General features: G+C 61.6%; 16 protein-coding genes. 14 read left to right on the forward strand and 2 right to left on the reverse strand.

Going from position 1 to position 17,858, the window contains the following annotated elements:
- The first annotated feature begins 50 nt into the window (after nucleotides 1–50).
- From pcaD to JTP94_RS16535, 13 genes are all read left to right on the forward strand, one after another.
- Nucleotides 51–860: a 3-oxoadipate enol-lactonase gene (gene pcaD / locus JTP94_RS16475; RefSeq protein ID WP_204851564.1), complete on the forward strand. Its 810-nt coding sequence runs from the start codon at nucleotides 51–53 to the stop codon at nucleotides 858–860.
- Nucleotides 857–1,261 (forward strand): 4-carboxymuconolactone decarboxylase, encoded by a 405-nt coding sequence (gene pcaC / locus JTP94_RS16480; protein ID WP_204851565.1) that lies wholly within the window; start codon nucleotides 857–859, stop codon nucleotides 1,259–1,261. Before pcaD ends, pcaC begins: the two co-directional genes overlap by 4 nt.
- A gap of 12 nt (nucleotides 1,262–1,273) precedes the next feature.
- Nucleotides 1,274–2,023 (forward strand): protocatechuate 3,4-dioxygenase subunit beta, encoded by a 750-nt coding sequence (gene pcaH / locus JTP94_RS16485; protein WP_204851566.1) that lies wholly within the window; start codon nucleotides 1,274–1,276, stop codon nucleotides 2,021–2,023.
- The gene (gene pcaG, locus JTP94_RS16490) at nucleotides 2,023–2,637 is read left to right on the forward strand and encodes a protocatechuate 3,4-dioxygenase subunit alpha (RefSeq protein ID WP_204851567.1); all 615 of its coding nucleotides are present in this window, start codon (nucleotides 2,023–2,025) and stop codon (nucleotides 2,635–2,637) included. The genes pcaH and pcaG overlap by 1 nt, the downstream gene beginning before the upstream one ends.
- 3 nt (nucleotides 2,638–2,640) lie before the next feature.
- Nucleotides 2,641–3,690 carry a 3-carboxy-cis,cis-muconate cycloisomerase gene (locus tag JTP94_RS16495; protein WP_204851568.1) on the forward strand — a complete coding sequence of 350 codons (1,050 nt, stop codon included), beginning with the start codon at nucleotides 2,641–2,643 and terminating at the stop codon, nucleotides 3,688–3,690.
- Between the two features lie 148 nt (nucleotides 3,691–3,838).
- Nucleotides 3,839–5,011 (forward strand): ABC transporter substrate-binding protein, encoded by a 1,173-nt coding sequence (locus JTP94_RS16500; RefSeq protein WP_204851569.1) that lies wholly within the window; start codon nucleotides 3,839–3,841, stop codon nucleotides 5,009–5,011.
- A 96-nt stretch (nucleotides 5,012–5,107) separates the two neighbouring features.
- Entirely contained in the window at nucleotides 5,108–5,971 is an 864-nt protein-coding gene (locus JTP94_RS16505; protein ID WP_204851570.1) for a branched-chain amino acid ABC transporter permease, read from the forward strand.
- Between the two features lies 1 nt (nucleotide 5,972).
- Nucleotides 5,973–6,977, forward strand: coding sequence for a branched-chain amino acid ABC transporter permease (locus JTP94_RS16510; protein WP_204851571.1), 1,005 nt, complete (start codon nucleotides 5,973–5,975; stop codon nucleotides 6,975–6,977).
- Nucleotides 6,974–7,738, forward strand: coding sequence for an ABC transporter ATP-binding protein (locus tag JTP94_RS16515; RefSeq protein ID WP_204851572.1), 765 nt, complete (start codon nucleotides 6,974–6,976; stop codon nucleotides 7,736–7,738). Before JTP94_RS16510 ends, JTP94_RS16515 begins: the two co-directional genes overlap by 4 nt.
- Nucleotides 7,719–8,435, forward strand: coding sequence for an ABC transporter ATP-binding protein (locus JTP94_RS16520; RefSeq protein ID WP_204851573.1), 717 nt, complete (start codon nucleotides 7,719–7,721; stop codon nucleotides 8,433–8,435). The genes JTP94_RS16515 and JTP94_RS16520 overlap by 20 nt, the downstream gene beginning before the upstream one ends.
- Before the next feature lie 230 nt (nucleotides 8,436–8,665).
- Nucleotides 8,666–12,319, forward strand: coding sequence for a hydantoinase B/oxoprolinase family protein (locus JTP94_RS16525; protein ID WP_204852300.1), 3,654 nt, complete (start codon nucleotides 8,666–8,668; stop codon nucleotides 12,317–12,319).
- Nucleotides 12,320–12,371: 52 nt separating this feature from the next.
- Nucleotides 12,372–12,899 (forward strand): winged helix DNA-binding protein, encoded by a 528-nt coding sequence (locus tag JTP94_RS16530; protein WP_034507128.1) that lies wholly within the window; start codon nucleotides 12,372–12,374, stop codon nucleotides 12,897–12,899.
- A gap of 289 nt (nucleotides 12,900–13,188) precedes the next feature.
- Nucleotides 13,189–14,019, forward strand: a complete 831-nt coding sequence (locus JTP94_RS16535) for an MBL fold metallo-hydrolase (RefSeq protein WP_204851574.1) — start codon at nucleotides 13,189–13,191, stop codon at nucleotides 14,017–14,019.
- A gap of 36 nt (nucleotides 14,020–14,055) precedes the next feature.
- On the opposite strand, the gene JTP94_RS16540 is transcribed toward JTP94_RS16535, so the two are convergent.
- Both JTP94_RS16540 and JTP94_RS16545 read right to left on the reverse strand, forming a co-directional pair.
- Nucleotides 14,056–14,802 carry a polysaccharide deacetylase family protein gene (locus tag JTP94_RS16540; RefSeq protein ID WP_204851575.1) on the reverse strand — a complete coding sequence of 249 codons (747 nt, stop codon included), beginning with the start codon at nucleotides 14,800–14,802 and terminating at the stop codon, nucleotides 14,056–14,058.
- Entirely contained in the window at nucleotides 14,792–15,895 is a 1,104-nt protein-coding gene (locus tag JTP94_RS16545) for a glycosyltransferase family 4 protein (RefSeq protein WP_204851576.1), read from the reverse strand. Before JTP94_RS16545 ends, JTP94_RS16540 begins: the two co-directional genes overlap by 11 nt.
- 199 nt (nucleotides 15,896–16,094) lie before the next feature.
- Between JTP94_RS16545 and JTP94_RS16550 the strand changes: the two genes are divergently transcribed.
- On the forward strand, nucleotides 16,095–17,819 hold the full coding sequence (locus JTP94_RS16550; RefSeq protein ID WP_204852301.1) for an adenylate/guanylate cyclase domain-containing protein: 1,725 nt from the start codon (nucleotides 16,095–16,097) through the stop codon (nucleotides 17,817–17,819).
- Nucleotides 17,820–17,858 lie beyond the last annotated feature (39 nt).

Here is a 17,858-nt window from a genome sequence, read left to right on the forward strand (position 1 = left end):
TTTACCTAACCGGATTATAGTTCCAATCTCGCGCCCGAGGAGATTTTCCAGTGCAGTTTGCCCGCATTAATGACGTCACGATCCACTATCAGATCATCGGCGGATCGCCCGACAAGCCGGTTCTTGTCTTTGCCAATTCGCTCGGCACCGACTTCCGGATCTGGCGCGACGTGATCGTGCGTCTGGCCGGCGATTTCGCTATTGTGCTTTACGACAAGCGCGGCCATGGCTTGTCCGATCTCGGCCAGATGCCCTATTCCATCGAGGACCATGCTACCGACCTTGCCGGCTTGCTCGATTTTCTGTCGGTCAAGGATGCAGTCATTTGTGGCCTCTCCGTCGGCGGGCTGATTGCACAGTCGCTCTATCAGCGGCGCCCGGATCTCGTGCGGGCACTGATCCTCTGCGACACCGCCCACAAGATCGGCACCGCCGACAGCTGGAACGCCCGCATCGCGCAGGTCGAGGCCGAGGGCATCGAATCGATCGTCGATGCGGTCATGGAGCGCTGGTTCACGCCGGCTTTCCGCCGTCCGGAAAACACCGCCTTCGGCGGCTATTGCAACATGCTGATCCGCCAGCCGGTAGCGGGCTATGCCGCGACGTGTGCTGCGCTCCGCGATGCTGATCTGACCGAGGCGGCAAAAAGGATAGCGGTTCCGACGATCTGCATCGTCGGCGATCAGGATGGTTCCACGCCGCCCGAGCTGGTACTTTCGACGGCCAAGCTCATTCCGAATGCGCGCTATGAAGTCATCAAGGACGCCGGTCATATTCCCTGCGTCGAACAACCCGAGGCGTTGACCGAAGTCATCCGTGCCTTCATCGACGTCGTCCTGCGTGGAGAACAAACCCCATGAATGACCCTACCACGCCGTCCGCGCGTTACCAGCAAGGCATGGCGACGAGACGAGCGGTGCTCGGCGACAGCCATGTCGATCGCGCCCAGCTGGGAGTGACGGAGTTCGACCAGCCTTTTCAGGAGCTGATCACCGAAGCGGCCTGGGGTCATGTCTGGTCGCGCCCGACGCTCAGCCGGCGTGAGCGTTCGATCGTGACAATCGCGCTTTTGGCCGCACTTGGTCAGGATGATGAGGTCGCGATGCATGTACGCGCCACGCGCAATACCGGCGCGACGCGTGACGACATCTGCGAGGCGCTTTTGCATGTGGCGATCTATGCCGGCGTGCCGGCGGCCAACCATGCGATCAAGATCGCCAAGCAGGTTTTTGAACAGATGGACGCCGAAAAGGCGGCTTGAAGCGAGGCAGACATGTCTGACAGAACCAACAGCAAGCCCGAAACGGGCGCTTTCTTTGCCCGCGACCGCGCCTGGCATCCGCCGGCCTTTGCGCCAGGCTACAAGACCTCGGTGCTGCGCTCGCCGCAGCGTGCGTTGCTCTCGCTCGACGGCACGATCTCCGAAATCACCGGGCCGGTCTTCGGCCATTCCATCCTGGGCGAGCTGGACAACGACCTGATCCATAATTTCGCCACGCCCGGCGAAAGCGCGATCGGCGAACGCATCATCGTGCATGGCCGCGTGCTCGACGAGCGCGGCCGGCCGGTGCCGGGTGTGCTGCTCGAATTCTGGCAGGCCAATGCCGGCGGGCGCTATCGCCATAAGAAGGAAAGCTATCTTGCCGCCATCGATCCGAATTTCGGCGGCTGCGGCCGCGGGATCACCGATGAGGATGGCCACTACGCCTTCCGGACCATTCGTCCCGGCGCATATCCCTGGCCGAACGGCGTCAATGACTGGCGCCCGGCGCATATCCATTTCTCCGTCTTCGGCCATGGCTTTGCCCAGCGACTGATTACGCAGATGTATTTCGAGGGCGATCCGATGATCTGGAAATGTCCGATCGTTGGCACGATCCCCGACAAACAGGCGATCGAGCAGCTGATCGCGCCGCTCGACTGGGGCAACACGATCCCGATGGATGCTCGCGCCTATAAATTCGATATCGTGCTGCGCGGTCGTCGGTCGACCCTGTTCGAAAACCGGCTGGAGGGCAATTGATGGTACAGGAACTGGGCTATCTGAAGGAAACGCCGTCGCAGACGGCCGGCCCTTACGTTCATATCGGCCTCACGCCGAATTACAGCGAAATCGGCGGCGTCTATGACGCGGATCTCGGTGCCTCCATGGTCAATGACAAGACGCATGGCGAGCGCATCACGGTAACCGGCCGCATTCTCGATGGCGCCGGTGGGCTGGTCAGGGATGCCGTCATCGAGATCTGGCAGGCCGATAGCGCCGGACTTTACAACAGTCCCGCGGAACTGCGCGGCACAGCCGATCCCAATTTCACCGGCTGGGGCCGTTGTCCGACGAATTCGGACGATGGGATTTTCCGCTTCGAAACGATCAAGCCCGGTCGCGTTCCCTTCAAGGACGGCCGCAAGATGGCGCCGCACATCACCGTCTGGATCGTGGCGCGCGGCATCAATATCGGCCTGCATACGCGGATGTATTTTCCCGAAGAGACGAGCGCTAATGCCGAGGATCCGCTGCTTGCCCGCATCGAACATAGGGATCGTCTGGCAACGCTCATCGCCACCAAGGAAGGCTCCGTCTATACCTTCGATGTGCATTTGCAGGGAGACAGGGAAACTGTTTTCCTCGATATATAGGCCATGAGCACTTCCGCCTTCGATCATCCATACCTGTCCGGCCTCCTCGGTGACGCGGAGGTCTCAAGCTATTTTTCGGCCAAAGCAGATATCCGCGCCATGCTCGACTTCGAAGCGGCGCTTGCCAGGGTCGAGGTACAGCACGGGGTGATCCCGCAGGCATCCGCGCAGCGCATCGGAGAGGTGTGTGCCAGTTTCGAGCCGGATTTGCAGAGCCTGAAGACGGCAACGGCAACGGACGGGGTCGTCGTTCCGGATCTCGTCAGGCAATTGCGTAAGGCAGTCGGCGAGGATGCCGGCAGCCATGTCCATTTCGGCGCCACCAGTCAGGACCTTGTCGATACCAGTCTGATGATGCGCCTCAAGGCGGTGGCCTTCCTGTTGAGCGGTCGTCTTTTCGCCGTGTCGGCGGGGCTTCAAAGGCTCGACGATCAGTTCGGTTCGAACAGGCTCATGGGCCGCACCCGCATGCAGGCCGCGATCGCCATCACCGTATCCGACCGGCTGCGCGCCTGGCGCCATCCGCTCGAGCAATATCGGGACCGGCTGACGCAGGAGACCTTTGCCCTGCAATTCGGCGGTGCGGCCGGCACGCTGGAAAAGTTCGGGCCGAACGCAGCCGAGATCCGGGCCGCATTGGCGCAGGCGCTCGGTTTGACGGATGAGCCTCAATGGCAGAGCCAGCGCGGGCGCATCGCCGAACTCGCGGGGCTGCTTTCGATGATCTCGGGCAGTGTCGGCAAGATGGGGCAGGATATCGCTCTTCTGGCACAGGCTGGAGATGAGATCGAGCTTGCAGGTGGCGGCGGTTCTTCCGCCATGCCGCACAAGCAGAATCCGGTTGCGGCGGAGACGCTGGTGACGCTCGCTCGCTTCAACGCCGTCCAACTGTCAGGCATCCATCAGTCCCTCGTTCACGAACAGGAACGTTCGGGGGCCGCCTGGACGCTGGAATGGCTTCTGTTGCCGCAGATGGTGGTGGCGACGGCTGCGTCGCTGCGCCACGCGCTGGAGCTGATCGGTATGATCAAGCGGTTGGGGACGGTAGCCTGAACAAAATATCGGCCTAAGTCATAACCCATGAATTATGGGTTGAAGCATTTATTTCATTTTACATTACCATTTCCTATGAGAAATTGGCGATGATCGAGAATTGAAGATCAGGTGCGGTTCGGAATCCGGGCTGCCGGGAGGAGAAAGAATGAAACGGTTTATCTTGGCCGCGATTGCGGCCGCTGCCCTTGGCGGCGCTGCCTATGCTGATACCGTCAAGGTCGGGGTCATCGGACCCTTTTCGGGGCCGTTTGCGCTGCAGGGCAAGAATTTCAAGGCCGGCATCGATGCCTACATGGCTGTCAATGGCAAGAAGGTCGGCAATGACGAGGTGGAAGTGATCTACCGCGACGTGCCGCAGGCCGACCCCGCACAGTCGAAGGCGCTGGCGCAGGAACTGGTCGTCAAGGAACATGTCCAGTACCTCGCCGGCTTCTATTTCACCCCGGATGCGATGGCTGTGACGCCGATCCTCAAGCAGGCCAATGTGCCGATGGTGATCTTCAACGCCGCGACATCGGCGATCGTAACCAAGAGCCCGCTTGTCGTGCGCACCTCCTTCACCACCTGGCAGACATCGACCCCCATCGCCAAGGTTGCCTATGACGCCGGCGTCAAGAAGGTCATCTCGGTCGTCAGCGATTACGGCCCGGGCGTCGATGCCGAAAATGCCTTCAAGGCCGGTTTCGAGAAGCAGGGTGGCGAAGTGGTGCAGGCCATACGCATGCCGCTGTCGACGAATGATTTCAGCCCGATCATGCAGCGCATCAAGGATTCCGGCGCGCAGGGCGTCTTCGCCTTCCTGCCGTCCGGCCCGACGACGCTCGGCTTCGTCAAGGCCTACAACGAAAACGGGCTGAAGGCTGGTGGCATCAAGCTGTTTGCCCCGGGTGACCTGACTCAGGAATCCGACCTGCCGGCGCTCGGCGATGCAGCGCTCGGCATGCAGACGACGTTTCACTATGCGATTTCGCACGATTCCCCTGAAAACAAGGCTTTCGTCGCGGCCGGCGACAAGGCGATCGGCAATCCGGCTGAACTGACCTTCCCGGCCGTCGGTGCCTTCGACGGCATGCATGTCATCTACAAGATGATCGAGGCGACCGGCGGCAAGCAGGATGCGCAGAAGGCTGTGGACGCTGTTAAGGGTCTGTCCTGGGTCAGCCCGCGCGGTCCGGTCACCATCGATCCCGAAAGCCGGCACATCACGCAGAACATCTATCTGCGCGAGGTTACCAAGGGCGACGACGGCAAATACTACAACAAGGAGATCCAGACCTTCGAGAAGCAGGGCGATCCCGGCCTTGCGGCGGCGAAGTAGGACGCTCTTACCAACAGCTCCTATCTGAGCTGGAATTTGCTTCCGCTCAGATAGAAGACAGAGGTCGGCGCTACAACAACCGGACCAGTGATTTCAATGCAAACCGTGCTCAGCATAGCAGTCGATGCCCTCGCTTACGGCATGGTGCTGTTCGTGATCTCCATCGGCCTCTCCGTCACCATGGGGTTGATGCGCGTCGTTAATCTGGCGCATGGCGCCTTCGCCATGATCGGCGGCTATATCGCCTCCTACGCGGCGCACGATCTCGGCATGGGTTATGCCGCGGCCGTATTGCTGGCCGTGGTCGGCACGGTCATCATTTCCATCCCGATCGAGCGGCTGCTTTACCGGCGCATCTATGGTGCGCCGGAACTGACGCAGGTGTTGATGACCATCGGCATCACCTTCTGCATCATCGGCATCGCCAATTATGTCTTCGGCCCGACCTTGAAGACCATACCATTGCCCGGTAGCCTGCAAGGCTCAGTCGATCTCGGCTTCCGCACCATCGGCACGCATCGCATTTTCGCGATCGTCTGCGGCCTCGTGGTTGCTCTGGCGCTCTGGTACACGATCGAGAAGACATCGTTCGGCGTCAAACTCCGCGCCTCCGTCGATAATGCCTCGATGGCGGCCGCTCTCGGGGTCAGGACCGAGATCGTCTACGCCGTCAGTTTCGCCATAGCCGTCGGGCTTGCCGCCTTCGGCGGTGTCGTGGGCGCCGAATTGCTGCCCGTCGAGCCCTATTATGCCCTCCGCTACATGGTGACCTTCCTGGTCGTCGTCTCGGTCGGCGGTGCAGGCTCCATCTCCGGCGCGTTGCTTGCCTGTCTCGTTCTTGGCTGCATCGATACGACCGGCCGCTACCTCATGCCTGAATATGGCGAGTTCTTCTTCTATCTGGCCGTCATTGCTATCGTCTGCGTCTTCCCGCGCGGCTTTGCCGGGAGGATGAAGTAAGATGGCGCTGACACTGGAAAAAGAGGCCACCCCTGCCGTGACCAGACACCGCACTGTTGGACAGGATATGATTGCGGTCGCTGTTATCGTAGTCTTGGCCGCCGTCGGCTACATCCTGTTTCCGGACAATCTCGCGCTCCTGACGCGCCTGATCGGCATCGCGCTTCTGGTTCTGTCGCTCGATCTGGTCACCGGCTATTGCGGTGTGGCAACCCTTGGCCATGCCGCCCTCTTTGGCGCCGGCGCTTATGCCGCCGGTATAGTCTCTGCGCATTATGGCATCAACGATCCCCTGCTGATGACGCTTGCCGGCATCGCGGGCGGCGCGGTCGCCGGGCTTGTCTGCTCCATCGTTATTCTACGAGCCCACGGCCTGCCGCAGCTCGTGCTGTCAATCGCGCTGATCTATCTCTTCCACGAGTTCGCCAACAAGGCATCGAGCTGGACCGGTGGCAGCGATGGCTTATCGGGCATCTCGCCTGACGCGCTATTCGGCAGTTTCGAATTCGATCTCTACGGACATACGGCCTATATCTATGGCGTCGCACTGCTGCTGATCGTGCTCGTGCTGCTGCGCGTCCTGGTACGCTCGCCGTTCGGCATGCTCTGCCGCGGCATCCGGCAGGATCCCCTGCGTATCCGCGCCATGGGCGCCTCGCCAAAGGTGGCGCTGATCAAGATGTATGTGATTTCGGGTGCCGTTGCCGGCGTCGGTGGCGCGTTGAACGCGATCTCGACGCAGGTCGTCGGACTGGACAGCCTGTCTTTCACGCAATCGGCCGAAGCGCTCGTCATGCTCGTGCTCGGGGGCACCGGGTCGCTGTTCGGTGCGCTTGTCGGCACGCTGATCTTTATGCTGTTCGAGGACTATGTCTCCGCCGCCAATCCCTTCCATTGGCTGACGATCGTGGGCGCACTGCTGATCCTCGTCGTTCTGTTCGCGCCCAAGGGCATCTACGGCACGGCTGCTGCTTACATGGCCCGCCGAAGGGAGGTGCGGTCATGAGCGCGATTTTCGAGGTCAACAATCTGAGGAAGGCCTTCGGCGGCTTGACTGTTACCAATGATGTCAGCCTGTCCATGGCACCGGGGGATCGCGTTGCGCTGATCGGCCCGAACGGCGCCGGCAAGACCAGCTTCGTCAATCTCGTCACCGGCAATCTGCGGCCTGACGCTGGCGAGGTCCGCATCGGCGGTCACAATGTCAACCGGATCGACGCGATCGGTCGGGTCCGGCGCGGATTGGTGCGCTCGTTCCAGGTGACGCGGCTGTTTCAGGACATGACCCCGGCCGAACATATCGCTATGGCGGTCCTGCAGCGAACGGGCCGCTCCGGCCGTATGTTCGGCAATTTCCTCGCCATGCGCGATGTCATGGCCGAGACGGAGGAACTGCTCGGCACGCTTGGTCTTGCCGGTCTGGCGCATCGCAAGGTCAGCGAGATCGCCTATGGTCAGCAGCGGCTCCTTGAGATCGCTGTCGCCATGGCCCTGAAGCCGAAGGTGCTGCTGCTCGATGAGCCTGCCGCCGGCGTGCCGCAGAGCGACACCGGCCGCATCGAGCAGGCACTTGCCGATTTACCGCCTGATCTGGCGGTGCTGATGATCGAGCATGACATGGATCTGGTTTTCCGGTTTGCCAAGCGCGTCGTGGTGCTGGCCGCCGGCACCATCATCTTCGATGGTTCGCCGAAAGACGTGACGCAGGATGCGCGTGTGCGCGAAGCCTATCTTGGGAGCTACGCCAATGCCGGCCACGCCGCTTGAAGTCGAAAATCTGTCCGCCGGCTATGGCCCGACGCGGGTGCTTGAAGGTGTTTCCTTCTCCGTGCCGGCCGGTGGCCGGCTTGCCGTGCTCGGCCGCAACGGCATGGGCAAGAGCACGCTGCTGGCAACGCTTGCCGGTCAGACGCGTCGCTACGAAGGCCGCATTCGGTTGGGCTCAACGGAAATTGCCGGGCTGCCGAGCGCCAAACGAGCCCATCAGGGCCTAGGTTATGTGCCGCAGACGCGCGACGTCTTCCCGACGCTGACGGTGGAGGAAAATCTCTCCGTCGGGCTGAAGGGACGAGCGAAAAGCGCGATACAGGAGGCCTACGACATGTTTCCGCGCCTGAAGGAGCGCCGAAAGAATCTCGGCGGCCAGCTTTCCGGCGGCGAGCAGCAGATGCTGTCGACCGCCCGCACCATCCTCGGCCGCCCCTCCGTCTTGCTTCTGGACGAGCCGCTGGAAGGGCTCGCGCCCGTCATCTGCGAGGAACTGATGGCGGCTTTCGCTACGCTCGCCAAGACAGGTGATATGACCATTCTGCTGGTGGAGCAGCGCATTCAAAGCGCGCTCGATTTCGCGAGCGACGTGATCATTCTGGAGCGCGGGCGACTTGCCTGGAAGGGGACGCCTGCGGCGCTTGCTCAGGATCATCATGCCGTCGAGCGCTTCCTCGGCGTCGGCGGATTGCACTAGCGCATCCGCTTTCAGGACATGCGTCAACGGTGGCGCGGCTTTACAATGCAATTGAACGACGTTCTTGCGTGTCGGCTGACATGCTGGACATGGTCGCGTCCGAGCAGGCGTAGCTTCTTGCCGCAGATTATCAGCAATTATCAGATCGTATGATGTTGAAGCTGAGCGTGGCTTGATCATTTCATGTTGACGACGAAACGTTGACGATTTATCGATATATTGTCATCGTTATGGGCGTCGTTCTACTGGAGGCGGATTTGTCGGAGAACACTTCGGGTCGTTGGGATTTCTGGGTCGATCGCGGCGGTACCTTTACCGACGTCGTCGGGCGCGATCCGTCTGGTGCTCTTCATGCCCGCAAGATCCTCTCGGAAAATCCCGATGCCTATCGCGATGCCGCCGTTCACGGCATTCGTCTGCATCTCGGTTTGGACAAGGGCGAGCCAGTCCCTGCCGATACGATCGGCGAAGTGCGCATGGGCACGACGGTCGCCACCAACGCGCTTCTCGAGCGCAAGGGCGAGCGCCTGGCGCTAGTGACGACGAAGGGTTTCCGCGATGCGCTGCGCATCGGCTATCAGGAGCGCAAGAAGATCTTCGCGACCGAGATCGTCAAGCCGGAAGCGCTTTACGAAGAGGTCGTCGAGATTGAGGAGCGCGTGCTGGCCGACGGCACGGTCGAGCTTGCTCTGGACGAGAAGGCGGCTGAAGCGGCATTGCGCGAGCTTTTCGCCAGGGGCTACCGCGCCATCGCGATCGTCTTCATGCATGCTTACAAGTTTCCGGCGCATGAGGCGGCGGTCGCCCGCATCGCCAGGTCCCTCGGCTTCGACCAGGTCTCCGTCAGCCATGAAGTGTCGCCGCTGATCAAGCTTGTCGGCCGTGGTGATACGGCTGTCATCGATGCCTATCTGTCGCCGGTGCTCGGACGCTATATCGGCCAGGTCTGCGACGAGCTCGATGTCGCGCGCACCGGAGCGCGCGTCATGTTCATGATGTCATCCGGCGGTTTGACGGCAGCCGACATGTTCCAGGGCAAGGACGCCATTTTGTCCGGCCCGGCCGGCGGTGTCGTCGGCCTAGCAAAAACCGGCGAGCAGGCCGGATTTACCAACGTCATCGGCTTCGACATGGGCGGCACCTCGACGGATGTCGCGCATTTCGACGGCGAATATGAACGCGCCTTCGAAACGGAGGTGGCCGGTGTGCGTGTGCGCGCGCCGATGATGCTGATCCATACGGTGGCCGCCGGCGGCGGCTCGATCCTGCATTTCGATGGCGACCGCTTCCGCGTCGGTCCGGATTCGGCAGGCGCCTTTCCAGGCCCCGCCTGCTATCGCAACGGCGGCCCGCTGGCGGTGACCGACGCCAATGTCATGGCTGGCAAGCTTTTGCCGGAATTCTTCCCGTCGATCTTCGGCCCTAATCAAGATCAGCCGCTGGATGTCGAGACGGTGCGCGGCAAGTTCGCGGAACTCGCCACCCGGATCGGCGATGACCGCAGCCCGGAAGATGTCGCCGATGGCTTCATCCGTATCGCGGTTGCCAACATGGTCGAGGCGATCAAGAAGATCTCCGTGCAGCGCGGCTATGACGTGACACGTTATGCCCTCAACTGCTTCGGTGGCGCCGGCGGACAGCATGCCTGCCTGGTCGCCGATGCGCTCGGCATGAAGAGCATCCTCCTGCACCCGATGTCCGGCCTTCTGTCCGCCTACGGCATGGGGCTTGCTGATATCAGGGCGACACGCCAGAAGGCGCTCGGCGTTCCCCTTGACGACGTGGCGCCGACTGCCATTGCCGCGCTTGGTGGTGAACTGCGCGGTGAATGCGTGCCCGAGCTTGAAGCGCAGGGTGTCCCCGCCAGCGAAATCAAGACGGTCCAGCGCGCCCATATTCGTTACGCCGGTACCGACACCATACTGGCGGTCGAGACGACATTTCCGCAGATCGATGATCCGGCGCGGCTGCGCAGCGAGTTCGAGGCCCTGCACAAGCGCCGCTTCGGTTTCGTCGCCGAGGACAAGCCGTTGGTCGTCGAGGCGGTCGAGATCGAAACCATCGGCGGTGCGGCTGCCGATATTGCCATCCAGCGCGATGAGACAGGCGAAGGCGAGGCGCAAGCAACGAGGCGCGCGTCTTTCTATTCCGGTGGCGCAAGCCATGATGCGGCGGTCGTCCTGCGCCAGGCAATCTTGCCCGGCCAGACCGTCACCGGCCCGGCCATCATCATCGAGCCGAACCAGACGATTGTCATCGAGGATGGCTGGCAGGCGCAGCTGACGGCCAAGGACCATATCGTCCTCAAGCGCATCAAGGCCCTGCCAGAGCGCAGCGCCATCGGTACCAAGGCCGATCCCGTCATGCTGGAGATCTTCAACAATCTCTTCATGTCGATCGCCGAGCAGATGGGCATGACGCTGCAGAACACCGCCTATTCCGTCAACATCAAGGAGCGGCTGGATTTCTCCTGCGCCGTCTTCGATGCGGAAGGAAATCTCGTCGCCAATGCGCCGCATATGCCCGTGCATCTGGGCTCCATGGATGCGTCGGTCGCAACGGCAATCCGTGAAAACGCCGTGATCCATCCGGGCGACGTCTTCCTGATCAATGCGCCGTACAATGGCGGCACGCATCTGCCTGATCTCACCGTCTGCACGCCCGTCTTCGACGATGCCGGCAAGAGGATCCGCTTCTGGGTCGCCAGCCGCGGTCATCATGCCGATATCGGCGGAATCTCGCCCGGCTCGATGTCGCCGCTCGCGACCCATATCGAGGAGGAAGGCGTCTATATCGACAATTTCAAGCTGCTCGATCGGGGGCGGTTCTGCGAGGAGGAGCTGGCGAAGCTGCTGACGGGCGCGCGCTATCCTGTGCGCACGCTCGCCCAGAACGTCAACGATCTGAAGGCTCAGGTTGCCGCCAACGAGAAGGGCGTTGCCGAGCTGAAGAAGATGATCGTCCACTTCGGCGAAGAGGTCGTCGATGCCTATATGGGGCACGTTCAGGACAATGCGGCCGAAAGCGTGCGCCGCGTTCTCGATCGCCTGCCGGATGGCGAATTCAGCTATGAGATGGATCAGGGCTGCAAGATCGTCGTCAAGATCTCGATCGACAAGGACAAGCGCGAGGCGACGGTTGATTTCACCGGCACGTCGGAGCAGCGTGCCGACAATTTCAACGCTCCACAGCCGGTGACGCGCGCCGCCGTGCTCTATGTCTTCCGCGTCCTCGTCGAAGCCGATATTCCGATGAATGCCGGTTGCCTCAGACCGATCCGGATCGTCATCCCCGAGGGCACGATGCTGACGCCGAAATATCCGGCCGCCGTCGTTGCCGGCAATGTCGAGGTCAGCCAGGCGGTGACCAACTGCCTGTTCGGCGCCGTCGAGGCGCTCGCGGCCGCTCAAGGGACGATGAACAATCTCACCTTCGGCAACGATGTCTATCAATATTACGAGACGATCTGCTCCGGCGCGCCGGCCGGTCCCGGCTTTAATGGCGCCGATGCGGTGCACACGCACATGACCAATTCGCGTCTAACCGATCCCGAGATCCTGGAGACGCGCTTTCCGGTAGTGCTCGAGGATTTCCACATTCGTCCCAACTCCGGCGGGCAGGGCAAGTGGAATGCCGGCAATGGCACGCAGCGGACCATCCGCACCCGTGAAAAGCTGGAGTTCGCCGTGCTCTCGGGCCATCGGCGCGTGGCGCCCTTCGGCATCAAGGGTGGCGAGCCGGGCCAGACCGGGCGCAACTATGTCAGGCGCAATGACGGCACGATCGAGGAATTGATCGGCTCGGCCCATACGGTGCTCGAGGCCGGCGAAGCCTTCACGGTCGTTACCCCGACGGGTGGCGGCTTTGGAAAGCGGGACGAATAGAAGCGTTGCCAAGTTTGTAGGTGCCTTGATCCGGATCGGAAGGAGTTTTCTGGTGACGTCTGAGGAAAAGAGTAGACCGCGTGAATTGATCGTATCGTCTGCGCATCTTGCGGACGGCAGTTCACCTGCCTTGTCCGAGCTCGAATACGGATCGATCCTCTTTTCCCATGCCTTCAATCGGTGGCTGGTGCGTTGCATGGCGGCCGCCGGCATCCCCGGCCTTTCGCCGGTCGAGATCCTGATCATCCATTCCGTTCGGCACCGCGACAGGCCGAAAACCCTGGCCGATCTGTGCCTCGTGCTCGATATCGAAGACACCCATGTCGCCAACTACGCCATCAAGAAGCTGGAGGCGGCCGGTCTCGTCAAGAGCGGCAAGGCCGGCAAGGAAAAGACGATCCGGGTGACCGACAAGGGCCTGGACGCCTTGACGCGCTACACCGAAATCCGCGAGCGTCTGCTGGTGGAGGCCACCAAGGTCTCCGGCCTGTCGCAGGACGATCTTTCCGATATAGCCTCGCATCTCAGAGCGCTGTCTGGCTACTATGAGCAGGCGGCACGGTCGGCTGCCACGCTGTAAGGATGGCAAGGAGGACGAAAGTCCCTTGCAAGCATTCGCGCTCCGTCGCGAACCGATACCTGCCAGACCGCCGCACCGACATACAAGTAACGGGGTCTTATCTATTTTGTCACGACATACCTATATTAGGTGTGTGCGATCCGTTGGCGAATGTTCGCCAGATGATCTGCATCGAGCGAACGATGAGATCCAGTTTTTTACCAGCGCACGACTTTTGGAAATTGCTGGCTTCGCACGATAGCAAAAGTGTGCTTTTTTTGACGGAAAGGGGAATGGTGTAAAAACTTCCATGAACAACGATAGTTTCGAGCTGAAATTCTGGGGCGTGCGGGGGAGCATACCCGTATCTGGACCGGAATTTGAGCGTTACGGCGGGAATACATCCTGCATCGAGTTGCGGCATGACGGCAGGCATATCCTATTCGACGCCGGGACCGGGTTGCGCGAGGCAGCTGCGTCGCTTGCAAAAGAAGGGGTCCGCAACATCGATCTCTTTTTCACCCATTCGCATTACGACCACATTATCGGCCTGCCCTTCTTCAATGCGATCTATGATCCCAGGGTGAGCGTCGATCTTTGGTCGGGCCATCTGGCCGGCAAGACGACGACGCGGCAGCTGATCGGCCAGTTCATGCGGCCGCCTTGGTTTCCGGTCGAACCTGATATCTGTCGTGCCGCGATGAATTTTCGCGATTTCGCCGCTGGCGATACGCTGAAGCCGCATCCGGGCATCGTCATCCATACGGTCCGTCTGAACCATCCCGGCGGTTGCATCGGCTACCGCATCGAATGGTCCGGTCGCGTCATCGCCATGGTCTACGATACCGAGCACTTGAACGGACATCTCGACGAGGCCGCGCTATCCCTGATGGCCGATGCCGATCTCGCGATCTATGACACGACCTATACGGAAGCGGAGATGCCGAAGCATCTGGGCTTCGGACATTCCACCTGGCAGGAAGGCGTCAAGCTCGCCAAGAAGGCCGGCGTTAAACGCCTGGCTCTGTTTCACCATGCGCCGGCGCGCGCGGATCGCGAGCTGGACGAGATGCAGCGCGCCGCGCAGAAGAGTTTTCCAGGCGCCTTCGCCGCCTTCGACGGCCAATCGCTGCAGCTCTAAGGCGCCGTTGGAGCGGCTTTGTTCGGGGCGGAGCCGCTAACTCACGAAATTGCCGACCGGCCGCCACTCGATGGCGGCGTGGCCGGCCGTTTCCTCAAACAGCGCCTCGATGAAACCCCAGGCGACGTCGTCATGCACCAGATGGTGTGTCATCACGCCAATCGGCTCGTCATTGCCGTCGAAGCGGTTCTGGAGTTCTTCCACCAGGCGTCCGATCAATCCCGCATGCGGGAGACCGCCGCGCACGCCGTGCCAATTCATGATGTCGATATGGGTGTTGACCAGGGTGATCGGCGCCTGCTTTGCCAATCCAAAGACAGACACGGCGCGATAGCCGAAGGGGCTAAGCTCCGGCAGCAATGCGTCGTCGATACGGTTCCACGGCGGCACCAGCATGGGGAGAAACTGCGAGGGATAGAGCGCCTTCAGCTTGTCGAAGCCACGATGCAGTTCGTCGAGCACGGCGGCCTGCGGGCGATGCAGGCCGAGCTCCTGCTTCTTGGTTTCATCCGGCGCATAGTTCTGATGCATCCAGCCGTGCACGGTGACGGTGACGCGGCTCAGGCTCGCCAGGCGTTCCGCCAGCGGCTCTCCGGTCGGCCCCGGGATGACGGCCAATGCCATCGGCACGTCGAAACGATCCGAAAGCGACAGCAGCCGGTCAAGCGCAGGGGTCGGTTCGATGGCGTCGTCGTCGCGGAACCAGAGTTTCGCCTTTCGCCCGGCCTTGGTCCAGCGCTGCAGCTCGTCCCGCAAGGGCTGCCAATCGGCTCTATCGTTCATAATAGATATCTCCCAGATGCTTTCGAAGAATGATTTCAAGCTGCTTCGCCGCCGCGCTCAAGGAGCGTTCCCGATGCACGAAGCCATGCGCTGCCTCCGCCATGGTCCGCCGCTGCTTCTCGTCGTTCAGAAGCTGTGCGATGGCATCGGCATAGGCCCTCAGGTCGCCCGCCGGCGTCAGCAGCCCGGTAATGCCGTTCGTGACCACTTCTGGCACGCCCGCCGTTGCCTGCGCCACCACGGGCAGGCCAGCCGCCTGCGCTTCAAGATAGGCCAGGCCGTAGGCCTCGTTGCAGCCGGGCCAGACATAGATCCCGGCAGTGGCAAGCTCCGCCGCGATCTCCGGCGTCGAGCGCTCGCCGCGCCAAAGGATGCGGTCTCCATCAAAGGCGGAAAACAGTGCCCTTACTTCCGCGCGCATCGGCCCGTCGCCGATGACGGTCAGTGTCCAGTCATCATCGCGGATCAGTTTGAGCGCCTCGGCCAGCAAGACGTAGCTGTCGAATTTGTCGCCGCGCCGCAGCATTGCAACGGTGATCAGCCTGCTAGGGGCAGAGGCACCGGTGGCCGACCCGAAGGGAGCTGCATCGATGAAGGGCAGAAAGCGTTCGTATCTGCCATCCGGGATCGCGTCCGAGAGGCCGATCCGGTCCCGCTCGGTGAAGCACAGATTGACGGCGGCCGACCGCACGGCATCGGCGATCAGACGCTGGTTTTCGCCCCAGCCGTTGTCGTCATGGCGTCTGGAATAGGAGGCCTCGGCGGTGACGTAGGGGATGCCGAGTTGCCGGGAGACAGACGGGCCAATGAGATCGGGCGTCTTGTAATAGGGGTGATAGGTAAACCAGAGATCGGGCGGCGATTCGCTTTGTGATCGGCCGAGCAATCGCGCTACCTCACCCTCGGCCTGCCGGGCGATTTCCGCTCGCACTCCCGCTTCCGGGGTCGGGGTAAAGCTGCGCAGTTCGGAGGCGACATCGACCTGGTGTCCCGCCATCCGGAGGACCGCCATGATCTGCCGCGCCATCAGCCGGTCGCCCGAAGGTACGGGGTGGCCGGGCGACTTCAACGGGGCGTAGAAAGCGATCTTCATGGTGCCAGCATACGGTTGACGTTTAAGTGATGGTAAAAGCCTGAATTGTGAGAGGATTGCCCGAATTCCGACCGGTTGCGTGACGATAAGATCCCTGCTTCAAAAAGCCGCATCCTCGACAGCATGCGGCGTTGCAGCTAGATGATAGGCGATAACCGTTTTCGCTTCTGTTGTGAACGGACAATATACATTGGGTTTGATGACCATCGAGGCAAGAAAGCCAATCATTTCCGACCGTCTTGTGCGAAAGCTCCGCCTTGGCTCCGGCTTGATCGTTTTCACCTTCGTGATCATGCATCTGGCCAATCACTCCCTCGGGTTGATTTCTCTCGGCACCGCCGAGACCGCGCAACACTGGTTCATGGCCGTCTGGCGCAATCCGGTTGGGTCCGTGCTCCTCTATGGCGCGCTGCTCGTGCACATCCTGCTGGTGCTGCGGCTTCTCTACCGGCGCCGGACGCTCGTCATGCCTGCCGGCGAGGCGTTTCAGATCGTCACCGGCCTGCTGGTGCCGCTCCTTTTGATCGATCACGTCGTCGGCACGCGCGTCGTGCATGATGTTTACGGCTATCACGACACGTACAAGGCGATAGTCCGCAGCCTGTGGCTGACATCGCCCGCCAATGGCCTGCGCCAGGGATTCCTGCTGGTGATCGTCTGGCTTCACGGCTGCATCGGCGTTCATTTCTGGCTGCGTTATCGCCCCTGGTACACGGCGATCGCTCCCGTCCTGCTGTCCTTCGCCATCGTTCTTCCGGTTCTCGCCCTGCTTGGCTTTGCGGCGATGGGCAAGACCGTAGCGTATGAAGCAGCCGAGGAGGACGAGCGCGGTTATGCTGGCGGCTATTACAGCGACATGCGAAGCTTTGGCGAGAAGGGCTCCGTACCGGGCAGCCAGATGGCCGATGCCCTGTGGCCCTACCGCGCCGCATTCTACGGTGCCTTCAGCCTGTCAATCGTCGGTCTCTTCGGCTTTCGCGCTCACCGCAGATTGCGCGAGCGGCAGTACCAGATTGCCATCCGCTATGCGGGCGGCGAGGTCGTACAGGCGCCGCGCGGCTTCAGCGTGCTCGAGGCAAGCCGCCTCGGCGGCATCCCGCATTATTCGGTCTGCGGTGGCAAGGGCCAATGCTCCACCTGTCGCGTGCAGATCATCGATGGCGCCGAGAACCTGCCGCCGCCGGAGCCGCTCGAGCAGAAGACGCTGAACCGCATCGGCGCCACTCCGGATATCCGTCTCGCCTGCCAGTTGCGCCCGACCGGAAACGTCAGCGTCGTGCCGCTTCTGACGCCGATGGCCGAAGCGACGATGCCGGTCTACAGCCAAACCGCCAGCCCGGGCCGCGAGCGCGAAATCGTCGTGTTCTTCTGCGATCTGCGCCATTTCACAGCGCTGACGGAGGCACGTCTCCCCTTCGACATCGTCTTCCTGCTCAATCGCTATTTCGCCATCGTCGGTCGCATCATCGAGGAGAATGGCGGCCGGATGGACAAGTTCATCGGCGATGGCGCCATGGCTCTGTTCGGCCTGCGCACGACACCAAAGGAAGCGAACCGCCAGGCTTTGAAGGCGGCCGCCGCGATCGTCCGGGAGCTCGACAAGCTCAGCGCGGAGCTCGCCGATGACCTGGCTGCACCGCTGGAGATCGCCATCGGCCTTCACACCGGTTCGGCGGTGGTCGGCTCGATGGGATACGGCAGTGTGAAGAACGTGACGGCGATCGGCGATACGGTCAATGTCGCCAGCCGCCTGGAAAGCGTTGCCAAGGAATTCAACAGCACACTGGTCTTTTCGGAGCCGGTGGCCCAGCTCTCCGAGGTCGATATTGCAGGCGTCGAAAGCCGCGAGATTGCCGTTCGCGGCCGCGGCGAGCCCTTGCGGGTCTATATCGTTTCGAAAGAGGCGAGCAGCCGCTTTGCCTGATCTTTCGAGCTGCCTCGCCGGGAGTGGTGCGCCGCTCGT

This window comes from Martinezella lusitana (assembly GCF_016901135.1).
Classification (GTDB): Bacteria; Pseudomonadota; Alphaproteobacteria; order Rhizobiales; family Rhizobiaceae; genus Rhizobium; species Rhizobium lusitanum_D.